This is a genomic window from Haematobacter missouriensis, assembly GCF_000740775.1.
Classification (GTDB): Bacteria; Pseudomonadota; Alphaproteobacteria; order Rhodobacterales; family Rhodobacteraceae; genus Haematobacter; species Haematobacter missouriensis.
Map to the genome: position 1 here is coordinate 295,455 of NZ_JFGS01000001.1, position 22,407 is coordinate 317,861.

25 protein-coding genes are annotated in these 22,407 nt (G+C 62.9%); 20 read left to right on the forward strand and 5 right to left on the reverse strand.

Annotated elements, in window-relative coordinates; genetic code table 11:
- Nucleotides 1–21: 21 nt before the first annotated feature.
- The gene (locus CG51_RS01425) at nt 22–1,308 is read right to left on the reverse strand and encodes a homoserine dehydrogenase (protein WP_035740976.1); all 1,287 of its coding nucleotides are present in this window, start codon (nt 1,306–1,308) and stop codon (nt 22–24) included.
- Between the two features lie 591 nt (nt 1,309–1,899).
- Between CG51_RS01425 and CG51_RS01435 the strand changes: the two genes are divergently transcribed.
- A complete protein-coding gene (locus CG51_RS01435) occupies nt 1,900–2,511 on the forward strand; it encodes a TetR/AcrR family transcriptional regulator (protein WP_035740979.1) in 612 nt (203 codons plus the stop codon).
- Between the two features lie 18 nt (nt 2,512–2,529).
- Here CG51_RS01435 and CG51_RS01440 read toward each other — a convergent pair whose 3' ends face one another.
- On the reverse strand, nt 2,530–3,960 hold the full coding sequence (locus tag CG51_RS01440) for a Glu/Leu/Phe/Val family dehydrogenase (RefSeq protein ID WP_035740980.1): 1,431 nt from the start codon (nt 3,958–3,960) through the stop codon (nt 2,530–2,532).
- Nucleotides 3,961–4,179: 219 nt separating this feature from the next.
- Here CG51_RS01440 and dnaG point away from each other — a divergent pair, with 219 nt between their 5' ends.
- From dnaG to nusB, 11 genes are all read left to right on the forward strand, one after another.
- Nucleotides 4,180–6,120, forward strand: a complete 1,941-nt coding sequence (dnaG, locus tag CG51_RS01445) for a DNA primase (protein ID WP_035740981.1) — start codon at nt 4,180–4,182, stop codon at nt 6,118–6,120.
- Between the two features lie 70 nt (nt 6,121–6,190).
- Nucleotides 6,191–8,188 carry an RNA polymerase sigma factor RpoD gene (rpoD, locus tag CG51_RS01450; protein ID WP_035740982.1) on the forward strand — a complete coding sequence of 666 codons (1,998 nt, stop codon included), beginning with the start codon at nt 6,191–6,193 and terminating at the stop codon, nt 8,186–8,188.
- A gap of 97 nt (nt 8,189–8,285) precedes the next feature.
- The gene (locus CG51_RS01455) at nt 8,286–8,672 is read left to right on the forward strand and encodes a hypothetical protein (protein ID WP_051929966.1); all 387 of its coding nucleotides are present in this window, start codon (nt 8,286–8,288) and stop codon (nt 8,670–8,672) included.
- 165 nt (nt 8,673–8,837) lie between these two features.
- Nucleotides 8,838–10,229, forward strand: a complete 1,392-nt coding sequence (locus CG51_RS01460) for a DNA recombination protein RmuC (RefSeq protein ID WP_233141182.1) — start codon at nt 8,838–8,840, stop codon at nt 10,227–10,229.
- Nucleotides 10,229–10,636, forward strand: coding sequence for a secondary thiamine-phosphate synthase enzyme YjbQ (locus CG51_RS01465; RefSeq protein ID WP_035741305.1), 408 nt, complete (start codon nt 10,229–10,231; stop codon nt 10,634–10,636). The genes CG51_RS01460 and CG51_RS01465 overlap by 1 nt, the downstream gene beginning before the upstream one ends.
- Nucleotides 10,637–10,755: 119 nt before the next feature.
- Nucleotides 10,756–11,223: a transcriptional regulator NrdR gene (gene nrdR, locus CG51_RS01470; protein ID WP_035740984.1), complete on the forward strand. Its 468-nt coding sequence runs from the start codon at nt 10,756–10,758 to the stop codon at nt 11,221–11,223.
- Complete coding sequence (gene ribD, locus CG51_RS01475) at nt 11,220–12,332, forward strand: bifunctional diaminohydroxyphosphoribosylaminopyrimidine deaminase/5-amino-6-(5-phosphoribosylamino)uracil reductase RibD (protein ID WP_269845352.1); 1,113 nt, start codon at nt 11,220–11,222, stop codon at nt 12,330–12,332. Before nrdR ends, ribD begins: the two co-directional genes overlap by 4 nt.
- A 72-nt stretch (nt 12,333–12,404) precedes the next feature.
- On the forward strand, nt 12,405–13,010 hold the full coding sequence (locus CG51_RS01480; protein ID WP_035740985.1) for a riboflavin synthase: 606 nt from the start codon (nt 12,405–12,407) through the stop codon (nt 13,008–13,010).
- Nucleotides 13,010–14,110: a 3,4-dihydroxy-2-butanone-4-phosphate synthase gene (gene ribB / locus CG51_RS01485; protein WP_035741310.1), complete on the forward strand. Its 1,101-nt coding sequence runs from the start codon at nt 13,010–13,012 to the stop codon at nt 14,108–14,110. The genes CG51_RS01480 and ribB overlap by 1 nt, the downstream gene beginning before the upstream one ends.
- 4 nt (nt 14,111–14,114) lie before the next feature.
- Nucleotides 14,115–14,627 (forward strand): 6,7-dimethyl-8-ribityllumazine synthase, encoded by a 513-nt coding sequence (locus CG51_RS01490; protein ID WP_035740987.1) that lies wholly within the window; start codon nt 14,115–14,117, stop codon nt 14,625–14,627.
- On the forward strand, nt 14,624–15,091 hold the full coding sequence (gene nusB, locus CG51_RS01495) for a transcription antitermination factor NusB (protein WP_035740988.1): 468 nt from the start codon (nt 14,624–14,626) through the stop codon (nt 15,089–15,091). The genes CG51_RS01490 and nusB overlap by 4 nt, the downstream gene beginning before the upstream one ends.
- On the opposite strand, the gene CG51_RS01500 is transcribed toward nusB, so the two are convergent.
- A complete protein-coding gene (locus CG51_RS01500; protein ID WP_035740990.1) occupies nt 15,088–15,435 on the reverse strand; it encodes an ArsR/SmtB family transcription factor in 348 nt (115 codons plus the stop codon). The two genes, nusB and CG51_RS01500, sit on opposite strands and share 4 nt — an antisense overlap.
- Nucleotides 15,436–15,658: 223 nt before the next feature.
- On the opposite strand from CG51_RS01500, the gene CG51_RS01505 reads away from it, so the two are divergent.
- The 5 genes from CG51_RS01505 to CG51_RS01525 all read left to right on the forward strand — a co-directional run bounded on the left by CG51_RS01505 (nt 15,659) and on the right by CG51_RS01525 (nt 18,193).
- Nucleotides 15,659–15,994, forward strand: coding sequence for an AtpZ/AtpI family protein (locus CG51_RS01505; protein WP_035740992.1), 336 nt, complete (start codon nt 15,659–15,661; stop codon nt 15,992–15,994).
- 40 nt (nt 15,995–16,034) lie between these two features.
- Nucleotides 16,035–16,745 carry a F0F1 ATP synthase subunit A gene (locus tag CG51_RS01510; protein WP_051929986.1) on the forward strand — a complete coding sequence of 237 codons (711 nt, stop codon included), beginning with the start codon at nt 16,035–16,037 and terminating at the stop codon, nt 16,743–16,745.
- 49 nt (nt 16,746–16,794) lie between these two features.
- Nucleotides 16,795–17,031 carry a F0F1 ATP synthase subunit C gene (locus CG51_RS01515; protein ID WP_035706080.1) on the forward strand — a complete coding sequence of 79 codons (237 nt, stop codon included), beginning with the start codon at nt 16,795–16,797 and terminating at the stop codon, nt 17,029–17,031.
- A gap of 71 nt (nt 17,032–17,102) precedes the next feature.
- Nucleotides 17,103–17,624, forward strand: a complete 522-nt coding sequence (locus tag CG51_RS01520; protein ID WP_035740995.1) for a F0F1 ATP synthase subunit B' — start codon at nt 17,103–17,105, stop codon at nt 17,622–17,624.
- A gap of 5 nt (nt 17,625–17,629) precedes the next feature.
- Nucleotides 17,630–18,193 carry a F0F1 ATP synthase subunit B family protein gene (locus tag CG51_RS01525; protein ID WP_035740997.1) on the forward strand — a complete coding sequence of 188 codons (564 nt, stop codon included), beginning with the start codon at nt 17,630–17,632 and terminating at the stop codon, nt 18,191–18,193.
- Between the two features lie 81 nt (nt 18,194–18,274).
- Here CG51_RS01525 and CG51_RS01530 read toward each other — a convergent pair whose 3' ends face one another.
- Both CG51_RS01530 and CG51_RS01535 read right to left on the reverse strand, forming a co-directional pair.
- Nucleotides 18,275–18,919, reverse strand: coding sequence for a YiaD family glycine zipper/OmpA-like lipoprotein (locus CG51_RS01530; RefSeq protein WP_035740999.1), 645 nt, complete (start codon nt 18,917–18,919; stop codon nt 18,275–18,277).
- Nucleotides 18,920–19,033: 114 nt separating this feature from the next.
- Nucleotides 19,034–19,876 carry a methylated-DNA--[protein]-cysteine S-methyltransferase gene (locus CG51_RS01535; RefSeq protein ID WP_035741001.1) on the reverse strand — a complete coding sequence of 281 codons (843 nt, stop codon included), beginning with the start codon at nt 19,874–19,876 and terminating at the stop codon, nt 19,034–19,036.
- Nucleotides 19,877–19,987: 111 nt separating this feature from the next.
- Here CG51_RS01535 and nth point away from each other — a divergent pair, with 111 nt between their 5' ends.
- From nth to CG51_RS01550, 3 genes are all read left to right on the forward strand, one after another.
- Nucleotides 19,988–20,665, forward strand: a complete 678-nt coding sequence (nth, locus tag CG51_RS01540) for an endonuclease III (protein WP_035741003.1) — start codon at nt 19,988–19,990, stop codon at nt 20,663–20,665.
- 42 nt (nt 20,666–20,707) lie between these two features.
- Nucleotides 20,708–21,334 (forward strand): glutathione S-transferase family protein, encoded by a 627-nt coding sequence (locus CG51_RS01545; protein WP_035741005.1) that lies wholly within the window; start codon nt 20,708–20,710, stop codon nt 21,332–21,334.
- A 66-nt stretch (nt 21,335–21,400) separates the two neighbouring features.
- Entirely contained in the window at nt 21,401–22,390 is a 990-nt protein-coding gene (locus CG51_RS01550; RefSeq protein ID WP_035741007.1) for an adenosine kinase, read from the forward strand.
- Nucleotides 22,391–22,407 lie beyond the last annotated feature (17 nt).

Here is a 22,407-nt window from a genome sequence, read left to right on the forward strand (position 1 = left end):
TCATGGCGGCGGAGGATATTTTCAGACCGCCTCGATCCGAATGGCCACGGGTTCGCCCACGACGACGCCGGTATCTCGGAAGCCCGCGAGCGCGACGTCGATGGAATCGCGCATGGTGCGATGGGTGACGATGATAACCGGCGCGGTCGGCTCGCTATGCCCATACTGGCGCATCCGGTCGATGGAGATCCCTGCATCGCCCAGTTGCGTGGCAATGCGGGCCAGTGCGCCGGGCTTGTCCAGAAGCGTCATGCGCAGGTAGTAGGGCGCGGGCACGGCGGCCTTGGCCGGAATGGCGCGTGTCAGGCCGCTCGCCGGGCGGCCGAAAGGTGGAATCCGCAGGCCACGGGCAATGTCGATCACGTCGCCCATGACCGCGGAAGCGGTCGGCCCTTCGCCGGCGCCGGGGCCGCGGAGAACGATCTGGCCCACGGCATCGCCCTCCAGCACAACCATGTTGGTGCCGCCCTCGAGCTGGCCCAGCGGGCTTTGCGCGGGGACGAGGCAGGGCGTCATCCGCTGCTCCAGCCCGCGGCCCGTCATCTGAGCCACCCCCAGAAGCTTGATGCGGAAGCCGAGGTTTCCGGCATGCCGGATGTCGTCGATGGAGATCTGGCCGATGCCTTCCAGCTCCACCGAATCAAAGTCCACCTCCGTTCCGAATGCGATGGCGGAGAGGAGCGAGAGCTTGTGCCCCGCGTCTATCCCGTCCACGTCGAGGCTCGGATCGGCCTCCAGATAGCCGAGCGAGCGGGCCTCCTCGAACACCGTTTCATAAGGGAGACCCGCGCTTTCCATCCGGGTCAGGATGTAGTTGCACGTGCCGTTCATCACGCCCATCACGCGCTTGATCTCGTTGCCCGCAAGGCCTTCGGTCAGTGCTTTGATGACGGGGATGCCACCCGCGACGGCCGCTTCGAACCGGAGTGCCGTTCCCGCGGCTTCCACCTTTCGGGCCAAATCCTGACCATGGTGGGCCAGGAGAGCCTTGTTTGCGGTCACGACATCCTTGCCGGCGGCGATGGCCGCTTCGGTCGCGGCCTTCGCGGGGCCATCGGACCCGCCCATCACTTCCACCACGACATCCACATCGTCGCGGCGGGCCAGCGCCACAGGATCATCCTCCCACGCGTAACCCGACAGATCGACGCCCCGGTTGCGCTTGCGATCGCGCGCCGAAACGGCGGAGATCGTGACGGGGCGCCCAGCGCGCGCGGTAATGAGGTCGGGATGCGTCTGAATAATGCGGATCACGCCGGTGCCGACGGTGCCGAGTCCGGCGAGGCCGAGGCGCAGGGGCGTGGTCATGGTATCCTCCAGTGCAAAATCCAGCCCGCGTCTGTTAGCGGCTTGCAGAAGCTACCGCAACGCCCGCTTTATGCGCAGGCGGGAGCGTGGCGCCGCTGCATAGCCACGCCGCGCTTCGGGCTACTGGTCGAGGTTGCGGTTTTGCAGCAGCCGTGCCCGTCGCGCGGTCTCTGCTCCGGCAGCCTGCACTTGAGTGGTGTCGTCAGGGGTGATGCGCGTTGTCGCCTGTGCAAGCAACGGGCCTGTGGGGACGATCTCGGGGTAGGGTTCGCGCCTGGCCTCTGCGCTTCCCAATGTGCGGAGCTCGGGTGCATCCGGCGGGCTGCATGCGGAAAACAGGCCTGTGGCGAGTGCAACCAGCAGAAAAGGCGGGCGGATTTGCAAGGCGTTCTCCGGGAGGTTTCACATGCGCCGAGGCAGAGTCGCATGGGCCGCAACGCTCTGCAAGCCGAAGGCGAGGACTTCCGGCGCCAGAGCCCGCCAGGCCGGCAGCGAACTGAGAATTTGCCCGACAGAGGATTGACCAGCCATCCCCCGGTCTGACACAGCGTCTGCTTGGAAATGAACGATTGTTCAGTTAAGGCTGAACGCATGGCGCGCACGACAGGTTCCCGATCCGACATCACCCGGCAGCGTTTGCAGGATGCCGCGCTGCGCCTTTTCGCGGCCGAGGGTTATGCCGCCGTCTCCATGCGGCGGATCGCGGCGGAGGTAGGTGTGCAGGCGGGCGCGCTCTATCTCTATACCCCCGACAAGCAGACCCTGCTGTTCGACCTCATGCATACGCACATGCAGGACATCCTCGCCGCCTGGGAAGGGGAGGCACCGCGGGGGGGAGGGGATCCCCGCGCGCGGCTCGATGCCTTCGTTGCGTTCCACCTACGCTTCAACCTCGACCGGCCAGAAGCGGTTTTCGTGTCCTACATGGAGCTCCGCAGTCTGGAACCGGGGAACTTCGCTCTGATAGAGGGCCTGCGCCGCCGATATGAGGATGCTCTGGAAGCGATCCTGTCCGAAGGCGTAAGGGCCGGGGTCTTTCGCATCGCCGACACGCGTGTCACTACGCTTGCGCTTATCGCGATGCTGACGGGGGTCAATACCTGGTATCGCTCGGGCGGACGGTTGAGCAGAGAAGGCGTCACCCGGCTTTACACCGGGCTGGCCCATGGAACAGTGGGGGCGATGGGTGCCCCCAACTGCTGAATTACCGCTCTTGCAAGATCACAGCCCCTTGGAGCGATAGGCTGTCGCGACCCGCCCGATCGCGACCATATATGCGGCCATGCGGAGATCCTGCACGTCGCCGCGACCGTTCCAGATTTCGCGCATGGACTGATAAGCCTCGCGCATCGTGTCATCGAGACCCGAGCGCACATGCTCGATCTCTCCCGCGCCGCGAAGATACTGTTCCTTGAAGCCGGGCGACAGCGTCCAGTCCAAGCCCTTGTCCGCAGCGAGACGCTCAAGCTCATCGACGAGCAGGCGGTGACGCGCCTCCTCCTGCCGCCGTTCCATCCGACCGAACTTGATGTGTGAGAGGTTCCCGACCCATTCGAAATAGGACACGGTCACCCCACCGGCATTGGCGTACATGTCCGGCAGAATCACGACGCCCTTTTGCCGGAGGATCTCGTCTGCCCCTGCGGTGATCGGGCCGTTCGCAGCCTCCACTATCAGGGGCGCCTTCACCTGTGCGGCATTGTCGAGATTGATGACGCCCTCCATCGCGGCGGGGATCAGGATGTCGCATTCCGTCTCCAGAAGCTTGGAGCCATCGCTGACTAAGGTCGCGAAGGGATAGCCCTTCACACCGCCCTGCCGGCTGATCCACTCCTTGACGGAAAGCACGTCCAGCCCGTCCTCCGAATAGATCGCGCCGTCCCGTTCGATGATGCCGGTGATCTTCGCGCCGTCTTCCAGCGACAGGAACTGCGCGGCGTGAAAGCCGACGTTGCCGAGGCCTTGGACGATGATCCGCTTGCCGTCCAGCCCGCCGGAGAGATGTGCGCGACGCACGTCTTCCGGGTAGCGGAAGAATTCACGGAGCGCGTACTGCACGCCGCGCCCTGTCGCCTCCACCCGCCCGGCGATACCGCCGGCATGGACAGGCTTGCCGGTGACGCAGGCGGCGGCGTTGATGTCGGTCGTATGCATCCGCGCATACTGGTCGGCGATCCACGCCATCTCCCGCTCTCCCGTGCCCATGTCGGGGGCGGGGACGTTCTGGGACGGGTTGATGAGGTCGCGCTTGATGAGTTCGTAGGCGAAGCGGCGGGTGATCCGCTCCAGCTCATGCTCCTCCCATTCGCGGGGGTCGATGCAGAGCCCGCCCTTGGAGCCACCGAAGGGGATCTGCACCAGCGCGCATTTATAAGTCATCAGCGCGGCCAGCGCCTCCACCTCGTCCTGATTGACGGTGGAGGCATAACGGATGCCGCCCTTCACTGGCTCCATATGCTCCGAATGCACCGACCTGTAGCCGGTGAAGGTGTGGATCTGCCCCCGCAGGCGCACGCCGAAGCGGACGACATAAGTGGAGTTGCAGACCCTGATCTTCTCCTCCAGCCCCGGGGAGAGATCGAGAAGCTTCACGGCGCGCCCATACATGAGATCGACGGAATCGCGGAAGCTCGGTTCGACTGCGGTCGCCATTGGAATTCCTTCTGATTTCGCAGCGAGTCCATGCGGATCTAGCATGGCGTGACTTGGCGTCGATAGCGGCAGAATAGCACGCCGGGCATACTGTGGCTTTTGCCATCTTCCCGACTTTGCCCTCCTCATTCGGTTTGCGCGCGCCAAACGGTCGTTACCCTCCGGCGCGATCGGGTCTGGGGCATGGACAGAGACGACGGTTCACCGGATAATCCGCGGATGAGTCTTCCCCCCGGTTTCCTTGATGAACTGCGCTCTCGCCTTTCGCTGACCCAGGTGGTCGGGCGCAAGGTGTCGTGGGACCTGCGCAAGTCCAATCAGGGGAAGGGCGACATGTGGGCGCCCTGTCCCTTCCACCAGGAGAAGTCCGCCTCCTTCCACGTCGATGACCGCAAGGGCTTCTACTACTGTTTCGGCTGCCACGCGAAAGGCGATGTGATCACCTTCGTCAAGGAGACGGAGAACGTCGGCTTTATCGAAGCCGTCGAAATCCTTGCGCGCGAAGCCGGCATGCCGATGCCCCAGCGCACCGCCGGAGAGCAGGAGCGCGCGGATCTCCGCTCCGGGCTGGTAGAGGTGATGGAAGCGAGCGTACGCTTTTACCGGCTGCAGCTTGCGGGCGGGGCAGGAGCCGCGGCCCGGGACTATCTGGATCGGCGCGGGCTCGACATGGCGGGGCGGGAGCGGTTCGGCATCGGTTATGCGCCGGACAGCCGTACGGCGCTCTGGTCGCATCTGACGGGCGCGGGCGTTGCGCCGCAGCGGATCGTGGAGGCAGGGCTGGCCATTGCGCCGGATGACGGCGGCACTCCCTACGACCGGTTCCGGGGACGCATCATGTTCCCGATCAGGGATGCACGAGGGCGGTGCATCGCCTTCGGCGGAAGGGCGTTGGATCCGAACGCGCGGGCGAAATACCTGAACTCGCCGGAAACGCCGCTCTTCGACAAGGGGCGGACGCTCTACAACATCGGGCCGGCGCGGGAGGCGGCGGGAAAGGGCAATACCCTTCTGGTCGCCGAAGGCTATATGGACGTCATTGCGCTGTCGGAGGCGGGTTTCGCCGCGGCGGTGGCGCCCCTGGGGACGGCAGTGACGGAGGACCAGCTCCGCCTTCTGTGGCGGATCGCCGATGAGCCGGTGGTGGCGCTGGACGGCGACAAGGCAGGGATTCGCGCGGCGCTTCGCGTGGTGGACCTTGCCCTGCCGCTTCTGGAGGCGGGCAAGAGCCTGCGGTTTGCCCTGCTTCCCGAAGGACGCGACCCCGACGACCTGATCCGCGCCGAAGGCCGCAGCGCGATGCAGCGGGTCATCGACCGGGCCGAGCCGATGGTGAGCCTGCTGTGGCGGCGGGAAACCGAAGGCCATGTCTTCGACAGCCCCGAGCGCCGCGCCGCGCTGGACAAGCGTCTGCGCGAAGTGCTGCGGACGATCCGCGACCCCTCGCTCCGCCGCCATTATGGCGAGGAGATCGCCCGACTCCGACAGGACCTGTTCGGACGCGGTTCCGCTGTTCCGCGCAACCGATTCGCGGTACAAGGCCGCCGGGGCAAGCCGGCAGCGCCCGTCGGTCCGGCACCGGCCACGCGCCGCTCCCTTTTGGCGACGGCGGAAGGCGTGGAGGATTCGCTGCGGGAAGCGGTGATTCTCGCCGCACTCCTGACACATCCTGCCCTTATCGAGCGATTCGAGGCGGATCTGGAAGCGACGGAGATGATCTCCCCTGATCATCGTGCCCTGCGGATAGCAATCCTGCGCAACAGTCAGGCAGCACCGGAAGAGATACAGGCAAAAATAGCTTCAGAGGCCGCGCCCGCCCTTGAAAAGCTGTGGAGTTCAAGCCATGTGACCATCGCACCCCCGATCCGCAATCCGGGCGATATTGAGTTGGCCGAGATGTGTCTGGCCGAGGAATTCGCCAAACTAGACGCGCGACGCGGGGCCAGGAAAGAGATCGAGGACGCGGTGGAGGACCTCGGCGGGGTGGTTGACGAGGGGCTGACATGGCGACTCGGTCGTGCCGCTGAGGCCGTCGAACGCGCCGGAAGAAGACATCACGAGGACGCCAGTGACTTGGGAGAGGACCGCTCGGCCCTGTCGCGGCATCTTCAGACACTGATTGATAGGGAGATCTGGGTGAAGAACAGGAAGCCTCGATGATGTATCGGCTGTGATTCGGCCAAACGATTCGATAAACCTCACCCATGATTCGGACCCCCGAGGAGAGCGCATGGCCATCAAGGAAACCGACGACGGCAAGACGGACGATCAGGATGCTGAAATCACGCTCGACATGAGCCAGACTGCGGTCAAGAAAATGATCGCAGATGCGCGTGAGCGGGGGTTCATCACCTACGACCAGCTGAACGCCGTTCTGCCGCCAGAGCAGGTTTCCTCTGAGCAGATCGAGGATGTGATGGCGATGCTGTCCGAGATGGGCATCAACGTCATCGAAGACGATGAAGCCGAGGAGACGGAGAGCGAAGGCGGGGCGGTAGTGGAAACTTCCGGCTCCCGCGAAGTCGCCATCGCCGGTGTCCAGTCCGAGACGCTCGACCGCACCGACGATCCGGTGCGGATGTATCTGCGCGAGATGGGCTCTGTCGAACTGCTGTCGCGCGAGGGCGAGATCGCCATCGCCAAGCGGATCGAGGCCGGTCGCAACACGATGATCGCCGGGCTGTGCGAAAGCCCCCTGACTTTCCAGGCCATCACCATCTGGCGGGACGAGCTCCTGTCGGAGGACATTCTGCTGCGCGACGTCATCGATCTGGAGGCGACCTTCGGTCGCTCCATGGATGATGACGACATGGAAGGCCCTGTGGTTGAAGGGCTCGACATGGAGCAGGGGGCCGATGCCGCCCCCCGCCGCGCTTCCTCTGCTGAGCCGGAGCTGGACGCCGATGGCAACCCCATCATGCGGTCCGACGACGATGACGAGGATGAGGACGGCTCCAACATGTCGCTGGCCGCGATGGAGACCGCTCTGAAGCCGCGGGTGCTGGAAACGCTCGACGCTATCGCTTCCGACTATGAGCGTCTTGCCGAGATGCAGGATCTGCGCATGTCGGCCACGCTGAACGAGGACAACACCTTCTCGCTGGAAGCGGAAACCGCTTACCAGAAGCTGCGCGGCCAGATGGTCCATCAGGTGAACTCGCTTCATCTGCACAACAACCGGATCGAAGCGCTGATCGACCAGCTCTACGGCATCAACCGCAAGATCATGTCGATCGACTCGAACATGGTGAAGTTGGCTGATGCGGCGCGCATCAACCGGCGCGAGTTCATAGACGAGTATCGCGGCTATGAACTCGATCCGACTTGGCTTGAGCGCATGGCGGGCAAGCAGGGCCGGGGCTGGCAGGTGCTGATCGAAAAGTCGCGCGCCAAGGTGGAAGGGCTGCGGGCCGAAATGGCGCAGGTCGGCCAGTATGTCGGCGTCGATATCCAGGAATTCCGCCGCATTGTCTCCCAGGTCCAGAAGGGTGAGAAGGAAGCCCGGCAGGCCAAAAAAGAGATGGTGGAGGCGAACCTCCGGCTCGTGATCTCCATCGCGAAGAAATACACGAACCGTGGTCTGCAATTCCTTGATCTTATTCAGGAAGGCAACATCGGCCTGATGAAGGCGGTGGATAAATTCGAGTATCGCCGCGGCTACAAGTTCTCCACTTACGCGACGTGGTGGATCCGTCAGGCGATCACCCGCTCCATCGCCGATCAGGCACGCACGATCCGTATCCCGGTCCACATGATCGAGACGATCAACAAGCTCGTCCGCACGGGTCGGCAGATGCTGCATGAGATCGGCCGGGAACCGACGCCGGAGGAGCTTGCAGAGAAGCTTCAGATGCCGCTGGAGAAAGTTCGCAAGGTGATGAAGATCGCCAAGGAGCCGATCTCCCTCGAAACCCCCATCGGGGACGAGGAGGACAGCCAGCTCGGCGATTTCATCGAGGACAAGAACGCCGTCCTGCCGCTCGACAGCGCCATTCAGGAAAACCTGAAGGAGACGACGACGCGGGTTCTGGCTTCCCTTACCCCGCGGGAGGAACGGGTTCTCCGCATGCGTTTTGGCATCGGCATGAACACCGATCATACGCTGGAAGAGGTGGGTCAGCAGTTCTCTGTTACCCGCGAGCGGATCCGGCAGATCGAGGCCAAGGCGCTTCGAAAGCTCAAGCATCCCAGCCGCAGCCGCAAACTCCGTTCGTTCCTCGATCAGTAAGCCTTTCGTAGTCTTGGGCATTCAGCCTGATTGATCCTTGGGCGCATTCCCCTCCGCGGGAATGCGCCCTATATGTTTGGGCAAGAAGGAGGCTTCCATGACCCTGATAAAACTCCTTTCCTGTGCGGCACTCGCGGCGCTTCTCTCCGGCCCCGCAACGGCGGCTGTCACACGGAGCGGATTGCGGGTGGATCCGGTCGACGCGAACCGGTTCATCGTTCAGCCGAAGGGGGCGATCGGCGAGTCCGATCTGTGGTGCGCCGCTGCGCAGTTCGCCCGGCGTCAAGGCCTCCCTGCTGCGGGGCGAATCTGGCGGGTCACGCCCCCTCCGATGCGGGGCGGGCGGGGCGTGATGTTCTCCTTCTCGCCGGAGGACAGTAGCGGGAAAACCGGCGTCTTTACTCTCGGAGGACGGCAGGACGGCTCCTTCAACCGCAGTTTTGCCGAACAGCTCTGCTGGAATCCGTCGGAGAGGCGGGACTGAAGTTTTCGCTTGCACGACCCGGCTGACAGCGGAACAATGAGTGAACCTGAATTGGAGACACTCATGACGTCCCTGGAAAGCCTTCCGCAGGACATACAATATCTGCTGGGCGGCTTTAGTCTTCTCTGCTTTATCTTGTTTTTAACGCTGTTGCGGACTCGCCGGATGAAGCGTGACGCGGTTGACGCTTCCGATGCCTTCGAACGGGAGACGCGGGCGCTCCGCACCCGCCTCGCGGAGCGGGAAGACGAGCTTGCGGAGCGAACTGCGACCCTTGCGCGATCTGAGGAGCGCGCGACGGAGGCGCATGTCCGCGCCGAGCGCCTGGAGGAGACGGTAGCGGGGCTTCGCGACCGGTTGGGCGCCCTTCGGCAGGAGGCCGGGCAGGTTCAGTCGGCCCTCGAGATGGCGCGGCGCGAAGGAGAGAGGCTGAGGGTCGAAGCGCGCGGTCGCGAAATGGCCATGGAGAAGGACAGGGAAGCCGCCACGCGTGAGATCGCGCTCCTGAAGGAACTGCGCGAGGAAATGACAACGCGGTTCCGAGACATGTCGGACGAAACGTTGCGCCGGCAGAATGCCGATTTCTCCAAGGCGCAGACGGATCGGCTCACGGCACTCCTGAATCCGTTCCGCGAGCATGTCGTTCGGTTCGAAGAGGAATTGCGCAACGTCCACCGCGCAGCCGATCTGGAGCGGGCACGGCTCGGAGAGCAGATCTCGCTGCTTCATCGCCGGTCTGAGGAGATCAGTCAGGAGGCCGTCGCCCTCACCCGTGCGCTGAAGGGGGACAAGCAGCGGCAGGGTGCCTGGGGGGAGATGATTCTGGAACGGATTCTGGAGGAATCCGGACTGGAGCGGGACATTCACTATGAAGTGCAGGCTGTCCGTCGCGATGATGCGGGCAAGACGTTCCGGCCAGACGTGATCGTGCGGATGCCGCGCGGCAAAGTCGTCATCATCGACTCCAAGGTGTCGCTGGTCGCCTATGAGTCCGCGGTGAATGCGGGCAGCCCGGAGGAGCGCGTGTTGCACATCCGGGACCATGTTGCTGCAATCCGCTCGCATATCGACCGGTTGGGAGCCAAGGACTACGCGGGCACGGATGCCGAGGCCGTCGATTACGTATTGATGTTCGTGCCGATAGAAGGCGCGCTGTCGGAGGCGCTGCGCGAGCAGGGCGATCTGACTTCCTACGCTCTGGCGCGTGGGATCGGCCTGATGACGCCCACGACCCTGATGGTTGCCCTTCGTACGATCGAGCATGTCTGGACGGTGGACAGGCGGGAGAAGAACGCCGAAGAAATCGCCCGCCGCGCAGGGCTTCTTTATGACAAGGTGGCGGGTTTCGTGGATGACCTCGCTTCGGTGAGCACGCATCTTGGGCGCGCCGCCTCCGCGCATGAAGCGGCTGTGTCCAAGCTTTCGCGGGGGAGCGGAAACGTTCTGGGACAGGTGGACAAGCTCAAGAAACTGGGCGCACGCAGCAACCGCAGTATGGCGCTCGACTTCGATGAGGAAGAGGATACGCCGCTGATCCCCGGTCACGCGGCTGAATGATGTTGGCCGAGCTGAGTATCATGACACGCGGCCGGGGGATGTACGAGATCACCGGGAGGGTGGCGGAACTGCTGCCCGCGCAAGACGGCCTTCTGACGCTCTTTGTCCGGCATACTTCGTGCTCCCTCCTGATTCAGGAAAATGCCGATCCGGATGTGCAACAGGATCTCGCGGCCTTCTTCGCGCGGTTTGTCCCGGATGCCGACGACCCTCGCATGGATTATCTGGTGCATCGCTCGGAGGGGCCGGACGACATGCCCGCCCATATCAAGGCGGCTGTATTGCCTGTTTCGCTTTCCATTCCCGTATCGCACGGGCGTATGCTGCTCGGGACTTGGCAGGGCATCTACCTCATGGAACACCGTGCGGCACCACATTGCCGAAAGATCGCGCTGCATTTCATGTGACGCAGGCTAGTCACAACGGTCGCCCAACATCTGGGGGCTGAAATGGGCACTACCCAAGGGGTGGGAGTGTTCCTATAGTCACTGTGGATAAGTCATGAAATGCGACAAGGTGAAGGCGGATGCGCTGCCCGTTCTGCGGAAACATAGATACGCAGGTCAAGGATTCCCGGCCTGCTGAGGATCATGTATCGATCCGTCGACGCCGGTTCTGCCCGGCCTGCGGTGGGCGGTTCACCACTTATGAACGGGTGCAGCTTCGTGATCTGGTCGTCATCAAGTCCTCCGGGCGGCGGGAGGATTTCGACCGGGGCAAGCTGGAGCGCTCTATCCGCATCGCCATGCAGAAGCGGCCCATAAATCCTGAACGCATCGACCAGATGATCTCGGGTATTGTGCGGCGGCTGGAAAGTCTTGGCGATACGGACATCCCGTCCAAGGTGATCGGCGAGATCGTGATGGAGACCCTCGCCAGGATAGATACTGTCTCTTACGTGCGTTTTGCCAGCGTATACAAGAACTTCCAGGCTGCGGACGATTTCGACAAGTTCGTGTCGGAGCTTCGTCCAGCCGCGTCGTCAGAAGAGTGAAGAAGCTCAGCGACATCGACGCCCGCTACCTGACAATGGCTATTGCGCTCGGCGAACGCGGATGGGGACGCGTATGGCCGAACCCCGCTGTGGGCTGTGTGATCGTGCGGGACGGACGTATCGTCGGGCGTGGCTGGACCCAGCCCGGGGGTAGGCCCCATGCAGAGGTCGTGGCGCTTCGCGAGGCCGGGGACGCCGCGAGAGGGGCAACTGCATATGTCAGTCTGGAGCCTTGCTCTCATTACGGGAAAACGCCCCCTTGTGCAGAGGCGCTGATTGCCGCTGGCATCACCCGGGTGGTCAGCGCGCTTGAGGATCCCGATCCTCGCGTTGCGGGGCGAGGGCACCGGATGCTGGCAGATGCGGGCCTCGTGGTGCTTGCCAATGCCTTGCCGGATATGGCGGAAAGGTCTCATCGGGGGTTTCTGAGCCGTGTGCGAAAGGGGCGTCCCATGCTCACGCTCAAGCTCGCCACAACGCTCGACGGTCGTATCGCCACAGGGGCAGGGGAAAGCCGGTGGATCACCGGCCCGGAGGCCCGGCGCTATGTTCATCTCATGCGGGCGCGACATGATGCCGTGCTGGTTGGCGGAGGGACCGCGCGTGCAGATGATCCCGGTCTGACAGTACGTGATCTGGGCACCGTTTCTTCCCCCGTCCGCGTAGTGGCTGCTGCGGCGCTTGACTTGCCGACTGACGGCCAGCTCGCGCGGACCGCGGCCGAGGGGCCGCCGGTATGGCTGCTTTTCGATGCAGCGCGTGCCCCCGCTGCGGCACGACGTTTCTGGGAGAAGGCGGGTGCGCGCCTGCTGCCGGTGTCCACGGATGCGACGGGCGGATTGGCTGCACGCGCCATGTTTGCGGCTCTTGGTGCACAGGGCCTGACACGGGTTTTCTGTGAAGGGGGCGGGATGCTTGCGGCTTCCCTGCTCCGCGCCGCGATCGTGGACGATCTGGCCATGTTTACAGCCGGTCGCGCGATCGGCGCGGATGGTCACGCTGCCGTGGGGCCGCTGGCGCTCGATCGACTGGCGGAAGCGCCGCGGTTCAGCCTGCGGGAGAGCCGGGCGATCGGCGCTGACATGCTGACCCGGTGGGAAGCTGTCTGAAGCATCGCCGCCCAGCTCCGTCTTGCCCTTCACGCCCAGTGGAGCTAGGGGTAGGCGCGAAAGGAACCGGCCATGTTCACGGGGATTGTCACCGATATCGGAGAAGTGCTGGCGCTGGAGCAGCGGGGCGATCTGCGCGCGCGGATCTCCACGCGTTACGATGTCGATCGGATCGATCTCGGGGCGTCCATAGCTTGTGACGGGGTCTGTCTGACGGTCGTGGAAACCGGGCATTCCGACACGTCCGGCTGGTTCGAGGTCGATATCTCGGCAGAGACGATCGCCGCCAGTGCGCTTGGTGCGTGGGTGGTTGGCCGGCCGGTCAATCTCGAACGCGCACTCCGCGTGGGTGATGAACTGGGCGGGCATATCGTCTCCGGCCATGTCGATGGCATGGCGGAGATCATGGAGATGCGTCATGAGGGTGACAGCACCCGCGTGACCCTCAAGGCGCCGGAGCTTCTTGCCCCTTTTATTGCACCTAAAGGCTCAATTGCGCTCGACGGCATTTCGCTGACGGTGAATGAGGTCAACGGGCCGGACTTCGGGGTGAACCTCATCCCGCATACCAAACAGGTGACGACCTGGGGCAGGCTCGCCCTGGGGCAGGTCGTCAATATCGAGATCGATACGCTGGCGCGCTATGTCGCCCGCCTGCGGGAATGGAGCAAGCCGTGATCGACCATACCCCCTCCGTCTATTCCGACGCCGTTTCTTCCATCGAGGAGATCATCGACGACGCCCGGAATGGCAGGATGTTCATTCTTGTTGACCATGAAGACCGTGAAAACGAAGGCGATCTTGTTATTCCGGCCCAGATGGCCACACCCTCCGCGATCAATTTCATGGCGACCTACGGGCGCGGGCTGATCTGCCTTGCGCTGACCGGAGAGCGGATTGACGCGCTGAAACTGCCGCTCATGTCGGCCAACAACTCCACCCGGCACGAAACCGCCTTCACCGTGTCCATTGAGGCGCGGGAAGGTGTGACCACTGGGATTTCGGCGCATGACCGCGCGCGTACCGTCTCGGTCGCGATCGACCCGACCAAAGGAGCGAGCGATATCGGTACGCCGGGCCATGTCTTTCCGCTTCGCGCGCGCGAGGGCGGCGTGCTCGTCCGCGCCGGCCACACTGAAGCGGCGGTGGACATCGCGCGGCTGGCCGGTCTCAACCCCTCCGGCGTGATCTGTGAGATCATGAACGAGGACGGGACGATGGCGCGGTTGCCCGATCTCGTCGCCTTCGCACAGAAGCATGGGATCAAGATCGGCACGATTTCAGACCTGATCGCCTATCGCCGTCGCTACGACAACCTCGTGCATGAGGTTGCGGTGAAAAAGATCACCTCCAGCTATGGGGGTGACTGGCTCATGCGGCTCTATTCCGATGAAACGCAGGCGGCGGAGCATATTGTGCTCTCCAAGGGCAATATCGGTCTGGCGGAGCCGCTTCTCGTGCGGGTTCACACGCTCGACCCGCTGGAGGATGCGCTCGGGATCGGCTCGGCATCCGGTAATCTCGCCGCCTCGATGCGCCTTATTGCAGCGGAAGGGCGGGGTCTGATGGTGCTGATCCGCGATACCTCGATGAAGCTCTCCACGCAGGAGGAGGCCGCCCCCCATACGCTGCGGCATTACGGGGTGGGGGCGCAGATTCTCGCGTCGCTCGGTCTGTCCAAGATCATCCTGCTGTCCAATTCGCCGACACCGCGCGTCGTCGGCCTTGACGGTTACGGTCTGTCCATCGAGGGCACCCGGCCGATCCCCAAGGAGTAAAACCATGGCCTCGGCCGAAACCCATTACTCGCCGCCGGTTCCGGCTTTTGACACAGCGCCGAAGGTTCTGATTGTCGTTGCGCCCTATTACAAGGATATTGCCGACGCGCTTGTCGCGGGAGCAAAGGCGATGCTGGAGAGGTCTGGCGCGACATGGGAACTCATTGAAGTGCCCGGCGCACTGGAAATTCCGCCCGCCATCGGCATTGCGCTGCGTCAGTCGGACTATGACGGCTATGTCGCCCTCGGCTGTGTGATCCGGGGGGAGACCACCCATTATGAAACGGTGTGCAACGACAGCTCCCGCGGGCTGATGCAGCTCGGCCTTGGCGGCGCCTGCCTCGGCAACGGTATCCTGACGGTTGAGAACCGAGATCAGGCGGTGGTTCGCGCCGATCCTGATGGTCAGGACAAGGGCGGCGGGGCTGCGGCCGCGGCGCTGCATTTGATTGCGCTCACACGCTCGCTGAAGCGCGCGCCTCGTGAAGTCGGTTTCGTGCGGAAGGCTGGCGAATGACCAGCGCTCCCAACAAACGGCAGATGCGATCGGCCGCTCGGCTTTACGCCGTGCAGGCCTTGTTCCAGATGGAGGCGTCCAGCACCACCGTGGACAAGGTGATGCGCGAGTTCGAGACATGGCGTTTCGGCGCCGAGATCGACGAGGGAACGGCGCTGACCGAGGGCGATGTCGACCACTTCCGCAAGGTGGTGGAGGGCGCGGTGACTTGGCAGGCCAAGATCGACCAGATGACGGACCGCGCGCTGGTGGCCAAATGGCCCATCGACCGGATCGACCCGGTGATCCGCGCGTTGTTCCGCGCGGCGGGGGCAGAGTTCACTGCGACAGATACACCTCCACGTGTCGTCATCACCGAATATGTCGATGTAGCGCATGCCTTCTTTCCGGATGGCCGGGAGCCGAAGTTCGTCAATGCGGTGCTTGACCATATGGCCCGCGAAGCCCGGCCCGAAGCATTCTAAGGGGAGGGGGCGTCTTCGCGCCCCGCCCGCAACTCGACCTCCAGAAACCGTTCGAAGGCGTCGAGCTCCACTGGCTCGAATTGCCCGAAACCCTGCATCCAGACGGAGGCTTCGCGCAAGGCGTCCGGGTCGAGTTTGCACCAGTTGATCCGGCCACGTTTCTCCTGCGTAATCAGACCTGCTCCCGCGAGGATGGCAAGGTGCTTTGAGATCGCTGCGAGCGTGATGTCGAATGGCTGCGCCACGTCGCTGACGGCCATGTCGTCTTCCAGCAGAAGCGCAAGTATCGCACGCCGCGTCGGGTCTGCGAGGGCCGAAAATACCAGGTCCAATCGACTGTCCATGCGCCGCCATAGGCCAGAAGGCGGCTGACGGTCAACCTATTGGTTGAATAATGCAGATAAGCTGCGGGCGCTAACATGCCGGGCGCCGCTGTAGGTCGAAAGTATTATATAAAATAAAATATTTAATAACAGTGTGTTATGCTGTACTATTAACTTAATATGTCAGCTTGACTTGAGCGCTTGCGCCCCCTAGTTTCGCCGCAACTTTCCGGAAGGTGCGGGAATGACGGAAGAACCGGATCAGGAGCGGCTGCGCCAGCTCGAAGAACGGCTCTCCCGAATGAAGCGGGACAAAGCCCCCGTCGCACGCAAGGAACAGGGTGGTTTCACCCAGGGCGAAGTTGCCTGGCGAATGGTGATCGAAATGGTCTCCGGTTTGCTGATTGGCTTCGGTATCGGATACGGGCTCGACTATCTGTTCGGGACGCTGCCGATCCTGCTGGTGATCTTCACTCTCCTCGGTCTTGTTGCCGGGGTGAAGACGATGCTCGGCACTGCTGCCGAATTGAACGCCAAGACCGGGCAGGCGCCTGCCAGCCGCGACGACGAGGGAAACTGACTTGGAACACGAAAGCTCGAGCCCCTTTGCGATCCACCCGATGGATCAATTCGTCGTAAAGCCGTTGTTTGGCGGCGGTGAGGTTCACTGGTACACGATCACCAATGTGACGCTCTGGCTTGCTCTGGCCGTTCTGGCTATTTTTGCGATACTGGTGCTCGGCACCCGCCGTCGGGGGATCATCCCGTCGCGTAGCCAGTCCGTCGCAGAGCTGATGTACGGTTTCATTCACAACATGGTGGAAGAGGTGACGGGGCATGAGGGGGTGAAGTATTTCCCCTGGGTGCTGACCTTCTTCCTGTTCATCCTGTTTGCGAACCTGCTGGGTCTGATCCCTGGCTCCTTCACCACGACCTCCTCCCTCGCTGTGACGGTGACGCTCGCTCTTCTGGTGTTCTTCGGCGTTACGATTATCGGTTTCATCCGTAAGGGACCGGGATTTCTCAAGATGTTCTGGGTGACCTCCGCGCCGCTGGCGCTGCGGCCGATCCTTGCCGTGATCGAGGTGATCTCCTACTTCGTGCGTCCGGTCAGCCACTCCATCCGGCTTGGCGGCAACCTCATGGCGGGTCACGCGGTGATCAAGGTGTTCGCCGGTTTCGCCACTGTCCTGGCCATCGCGCCGGTTTCCATTCTTGCTGTCACCGCGATCTACGGGCTGGAAGTGCTCGTGGCCGTTGTGCAGGCCTACGTCTTCACCATTCTGACCTGCGTCTATCTGAAGGACGCGGTGGGCGACGCCCACCACTGACCCCGGTCGGATCAACTCATCCCAGCCATTCCCATCAAGGAGATACGACATGGAAGGCGAACTCGCTCTTATGGGCAAATACCTCGGTGCTGGCCTCGCGGCTATCGGCCTCGCGGGCGCTGGCCTCGGCGTCGGTAACATCGCGGGCAAATTCCTTGAAGGCGCGCTGCGTAACCCGTCCGCTGCGCCGGGCCAAACGGCGAACCTGTTCGTCGGCATCGCCTTCGCCGAAGCTCTGGGCATCTTCTCGTTCCTGATCGCCCTCCTCCTGATGTTCGCCGTCTGATCCGACGGATCGACGAACGATAGTAGGGCGGTGCTTGGCGCCGCCCGCTTCAGGCTTTCGGGGGACGCGACATGGATTACGCACAGGAGGAGGCGGTCGCCGCGGCGGGTATGCCGCAGCTCGACTTCTCGGTCTGGCCAAACCAGATCTTCTGGCTCCTTATCGCGCTTGGCGCGATTTACTTCATCCTGACGCGCATCGCGCTGCCCCGGATCTCCGGCGTGCTGTCCGAGCGTAACGGGACAATTGCCAATGACATCGCTCAGGCGGAAGAACTCAAGCTGAAGGCGAAAGCGGCGGAGGAGGCCTACACCAAGGCGCTCGCCGACGCGCGGACAGAATCTGGTCGCATCGCCGAAGCGGCACGTGCCGAGATCCAGAAGGAACTCGATGCGGCGATCGCGCACGCAGATGCAGAAATTGCTGCCCGGACTGCTGAATCCGAAGCACGGATCGCGGATATCCGCGCCGGTGCCGCGGAAAGTGTGCGTGAGGTCGCGCACGAGACCGCCCGCGCTATCGTGACCGCTCTGGGTGGTCGTGCCGGCGACGAGGCGCTGGTGCAGGCAGTCGATCAGCGGGTGAAAGGGTGAGGGTCATGCGGATCATAACGACTACCGCTGTGGCACTGACGGTTGCGACCCCAGCGCTTGCCGCGTCGGCGCACGGCTTCTTCACCTTCCACAATACGAACTTCACGGTGATGCTGGGCGCACTGGTCTTCATCGCCATTCTGTTGTGGTTCGGTGTTCCAGGCAAGGTCATGGGTCTGCTCGACAAGCGGGCAGTCACGATCAAGAGCGAACTCGAAGAAGCAAAGGCGCTTCGAGAGGAGGCGCAGAAAATTCTCGCTTCCTATGAACGGCGTCAGCGCGAAGTTCAGGATCAGGCCCAGCAGATCGTTGCAAACGCCAAGAAGGAAGCCGAGGCTGCCGCCGCGCAAGCCAAGGTTGATCTCGAACGCGCTGTTGCTCGGCGACTGCAGACTGCAGAAGGGCAGATCGGTGTAGCCGAAGCCGAAGCCGTGCGCAAAGTGCGTGATGAGGCGGTTGCCATCGCAGTCGCCGCCGCGGGCGAAGTCATTGCCAAGCAGATGACCAAGGATGAGGCGAACGAGATGATCGACCGTTCTCTTGGCGAAGTGGAGAAGCGCCTTCACTGAAGGCGTCTGTCCAGACCGCAAAAGCCCGGCAGCATTGCCGGGCTTTTTTCGTTTCAGTATCGGATGGGCTGCTGCGCCGGTTCACCCGTTCGGGCGTATGGTGATTTCGACACGACGGTTCTGTGCACGACCCTCTACCGTCGCATTGCTGGCGATGGGCTGGGTGGAAGCGCGCCCGACGGTGCTGATGCGGTAGGCGGGAACACCATTGGTGGTCAACACATTGGCGACCGATTGTGCGCGGCGCTGGGACAGGTCCTGATTATGCGCAGCCGTGCCGGTAGAATCGGTGTGCCCGGTGACGACGATGGTGCTGTTGGGATATTGCAGAAGGTTTTTGGCGACAGCAGAAATGTCGCGCTGGGTCTGTATGCTCACCGTCGCGCTGTCCGTGGCGAAGGTAATAGCTTCCGGCAGCGTCACAACGAGTTCGTTGCCGGTGTTGACGATGCCGATATTGGGGTTGTTGACGTCGCGCCGCAGATCAGCGGCCTGCGCGTCCAAGGTAGAGCCGAGCGCCCCGCCAATGCCTGCGCCGATTGCGCCGCCGACAGCGGACGTGACCCATTTGTTGTGGGACTTGCTTGTGGAGCCGATCGCGGCACCGCCAAGCGCGCCGAGAATGGCGCCGGTCTGCGCCCCGGAGTTGCTGCCATCGCCCGTCGCGCAGCCGGAGAGCGCGAAGGCCCCGAGCATCGCGCTGATGAGATAGGTTTTTGCGTGCATGTCCCGCCTCGCCCTGTGCTTTTCTTCGCCCGATATCACGGGCATAAGCGCTATAGCACCGCCGATCCCGATGCGGCAACTCAGCCCGGGCATTTCACGAAAATGCGAACGCTTTCAGTTGATTGTCGCGTCGAGGCGCGCCGATTCCCATGCCAGCATGGCGCGTTTGACCGGAAGCCCCCAATGGTAGCCCGTGAGCCGCCCACTGGAAGAGATCGCCCGGTGGCAGGGAATGATCCAGCTGACCGGATTACGGCCCACTGCTGCCCCGACGGCACGGTTGGCCTTGGGAGAACCAATGGCCCGCGCGATCTCACCATAGGTCGTCACGTGACCGGTCGGGATCTGCATCAGCGCCTCCCACACCTTGATCTGGAAGGGTGCTCCGATCAGATGGAGCCGGGTTTCACCTTCGCCACCGAAGGCGGGGGAGAGCAGGCCCGCTACGCTTTCATCAGCTTGAAAGGTCGCCTTGGGCCAACGTGATGTCATGTCGGCCATCGCCGCGTCGCGCCCGGTTTCCTCTGTGAAGGCTAGCCCGCAAAGCCCGCGCTCTGTCGCCATGACAACGGTGTCGCCAAAGGGACTCGCAGCGAAGGTGTGACGGATGGTCAACCCCGCGCCGCCTTTGGCGTAATCGCCGGGGGACATGGCCTCCCAACTCATGAACAGGTCATGCAGGCGTGACGGCCCTGAAAGACCGCTGGCGAGAGCGGTGTCCAGCACCGTAAACCGCTCGGCCAGCAGCCGGCGTGCATGGTCGAGCGCCAGATACTGTTGGTATCGCTTCGGAGAGACACCGACCCAGCGGGAGAAGGTGCGCTGGAAATGCGCGGGAGACAGGCCCAGTTGCGCAGCCAGGGTCTCAAGCGGCATCTCCCCCTCGCGATCAATGATGTCCAGCGCACGGGCGATGAGCGCATAGTGGTAGCTGGCGGGTGAGGTATCGTTGGACATGGCGTTTCTCCTTGCCTGCAGCATAAGCCCGCAAGCGCGTTTTCTCGACCCGGATCCTGCGGAATACCGTGGGGGGTTGTCGTGTTGCCTTCGGCGAAGTAGGCGGGGAGCATGGCCAGACAGCTCGACTATAGCGACATGAAGGAGGTCTTCCGCCGGTTCGAGGAGCGGGAGCCGGAGCCTGTGGGCGAGTTGAACTACACCAACGCCTTTACCCTCCTGGTCGCGGTGGCACTTTCAGCTCAGGCGACGGATGTCGGTGTCAACAAGGCCACGAAGGGCCTGTTCGAAGTGGCCGATACACCCGCGAAGATGCTGGCTCTGGGCGAGGAGGGCATCATCTCTCACATCCGAACCATCGGCCTTTATCGCAACAAGGCCAGAAACGTGCTGAAACTCTCCGCACTGCTGCAGGAGCATTTCGGGGGAGAGGTGCCGTCGTCTCGCGCGGCGCTGGAGACGCTGCCGGGGGTGGGACGGAAAACGGCAAACGTGGTGCTGAACACCTGGTTCGGCTTCCCCGCACAGGCGGTGGACACCCATATCTTCCGCGTCGGAAATAGAAGCGGCATCGCCGTGGGGCGCAATGTGGAAGTGGTGGAGCGGGCGATCGAGGATAACGTGCCCGTCGAATTCCAGCGCCATGCGCATCACTGGCTGATCCTGCACGGACGCTACACCTGCAAGGCACGTGCGCCTCTTTGCGCTGTCTGCCTCATCCGGGACATCTGCCTCTACGAAGAAAAGACGCTCGCGGGCGGCAAGATGTCCGCGCCGATTGATCCTTGAGCCAAAAGCGCTACGTGCCGCCTTGTTCGCAAGGAGGATTCCATGACCACTCTCTATTTCCGTAACGGCACCTGCGCGCTTGGGCCTCATATCGCGCTTGAATGGATCGGGGCGCGCTATGAGGCAGTCGTTGCCCCTGCCGGTTCGGCGGAACTGCTGGCGATGAATGCGTCCGGTGCCGTGCCGGTGTTGAAGGAGGACGATGGTTGGGTGCTGACCCAGGCGGGCGCAATCCTGCGCTACCTGCTGATGAAGCATCCCGATTCCGGTCTGGACGGAGAGGAAGGGACGCGCGGTCAGGCGGAATTCGAACGCTGGATTTGCTTCCTCACAGGCGATCTTCATCCCTCTTTCTATCCCGTCTTCATGCCCGACCGCTACACCACCGACCAAAGCGATGGCGCGAAAGCTCAAGTTGTCGAAGCGGGTCTGGGGCTGGTGCGGAAGAATCTCCGGCTGCTGGATGCACAGCTTGAGGGGAAAGAGTGGATCCTCGGACCCCGATCTGTCGTAGATGCCTATGCCTTTCCGATGATACGCTGGGCCCGCGCCAAGCTGCCCGACGGGCTTGACGCCTATACCAATGTCATGGCGCTTTATGACCGGCTGGCCGCAGATCCCGCCGTGCAGCGTGCCGTCAAGTTTCAGGCGGAGGCGAAAGCCCCCTGAGGCGCTTTTGGGCTTCCGTTCCGGCGACGAAAATCGGAGGGTCCGGCCAATTCAACGGAGGCCCCAATGAAGAAATACCAGGTCGTCGGCATCGGTAATGCCATGGTTGACGTGTTGTCCCGCACCGACGAGGCCTTTCTTGCACAGAATGGCGTCGAAAAGGGCATCATGCAGCTCATCGACATGGACCGCGCGATTGAGCTCTACGGTCATATCGGGCCGTCGCGCGAGATATCAGGTGGGTCCGCAGCTAATACGGTTGCGGGCATCGCCGGATTGGGAGGCCGGACGGCCTATGTCGGAAAGGTTCGGGATGATCAGCTCGGCGCGATCTTCGCCCACGACCTGCGGGCACAGGGCGCCGATTACGACACGCCGCTTGCCCCCGCCAACTCTTTGCAGGAGACGGGGCGCTGTATTGTGCTGGTGACGCCGGATGGCGAGCGTTCGATGAACACATACCTTGGCATTTCGGAATTCCTGACGCCTGCGGATATCGACGAGGGTCAGATGGCCGCGGCGGACTGGATCTATCTGGAAGGCTACCGTTTCGACGGGCCGGAAAGCATGGAAGCTTTCGCCAAGGCGATCCGGGCGACGAAAGGGGCAGGGGGCCGCGTATCGCTGACCCTGTCGGACCCGTTCTGCGTGGATCGTCACCGCGATGCATTCCGGCAGATGATCCGGGAGGATCTGGACCTGCTCTTTGCCAACCGGGCCGAGATCGTCTCCATGTATGGTGGTACGTTCGAGCAGGCGATGGCCGCCGCCGCGGCAGAGCTGGAGATTGCCGTGGTAACGGATTCGGAAAACGGTGCCCATGTGATGCAAGGCGGTCAGCACTGGCATGTTCCAGCTGTAAAAACCGGAATCGTGGATGCGACCGGCGCCGGTGATCTGTTTGCTGGCGCCTTCCTCTGGGGGCTGTCTGAGGGGTATGAGCCGGAAATCTGCTGCCGGATGGGTTGTCTGGCGGCAGCGGAGGTCATCTCGCATATCGGGGCGCGCCCGGAGCAAGATCTGCGCGCCCTGTTCGCGCGGAACGGCCTGGTCTGAGTGGGTAGAGGGGGGAA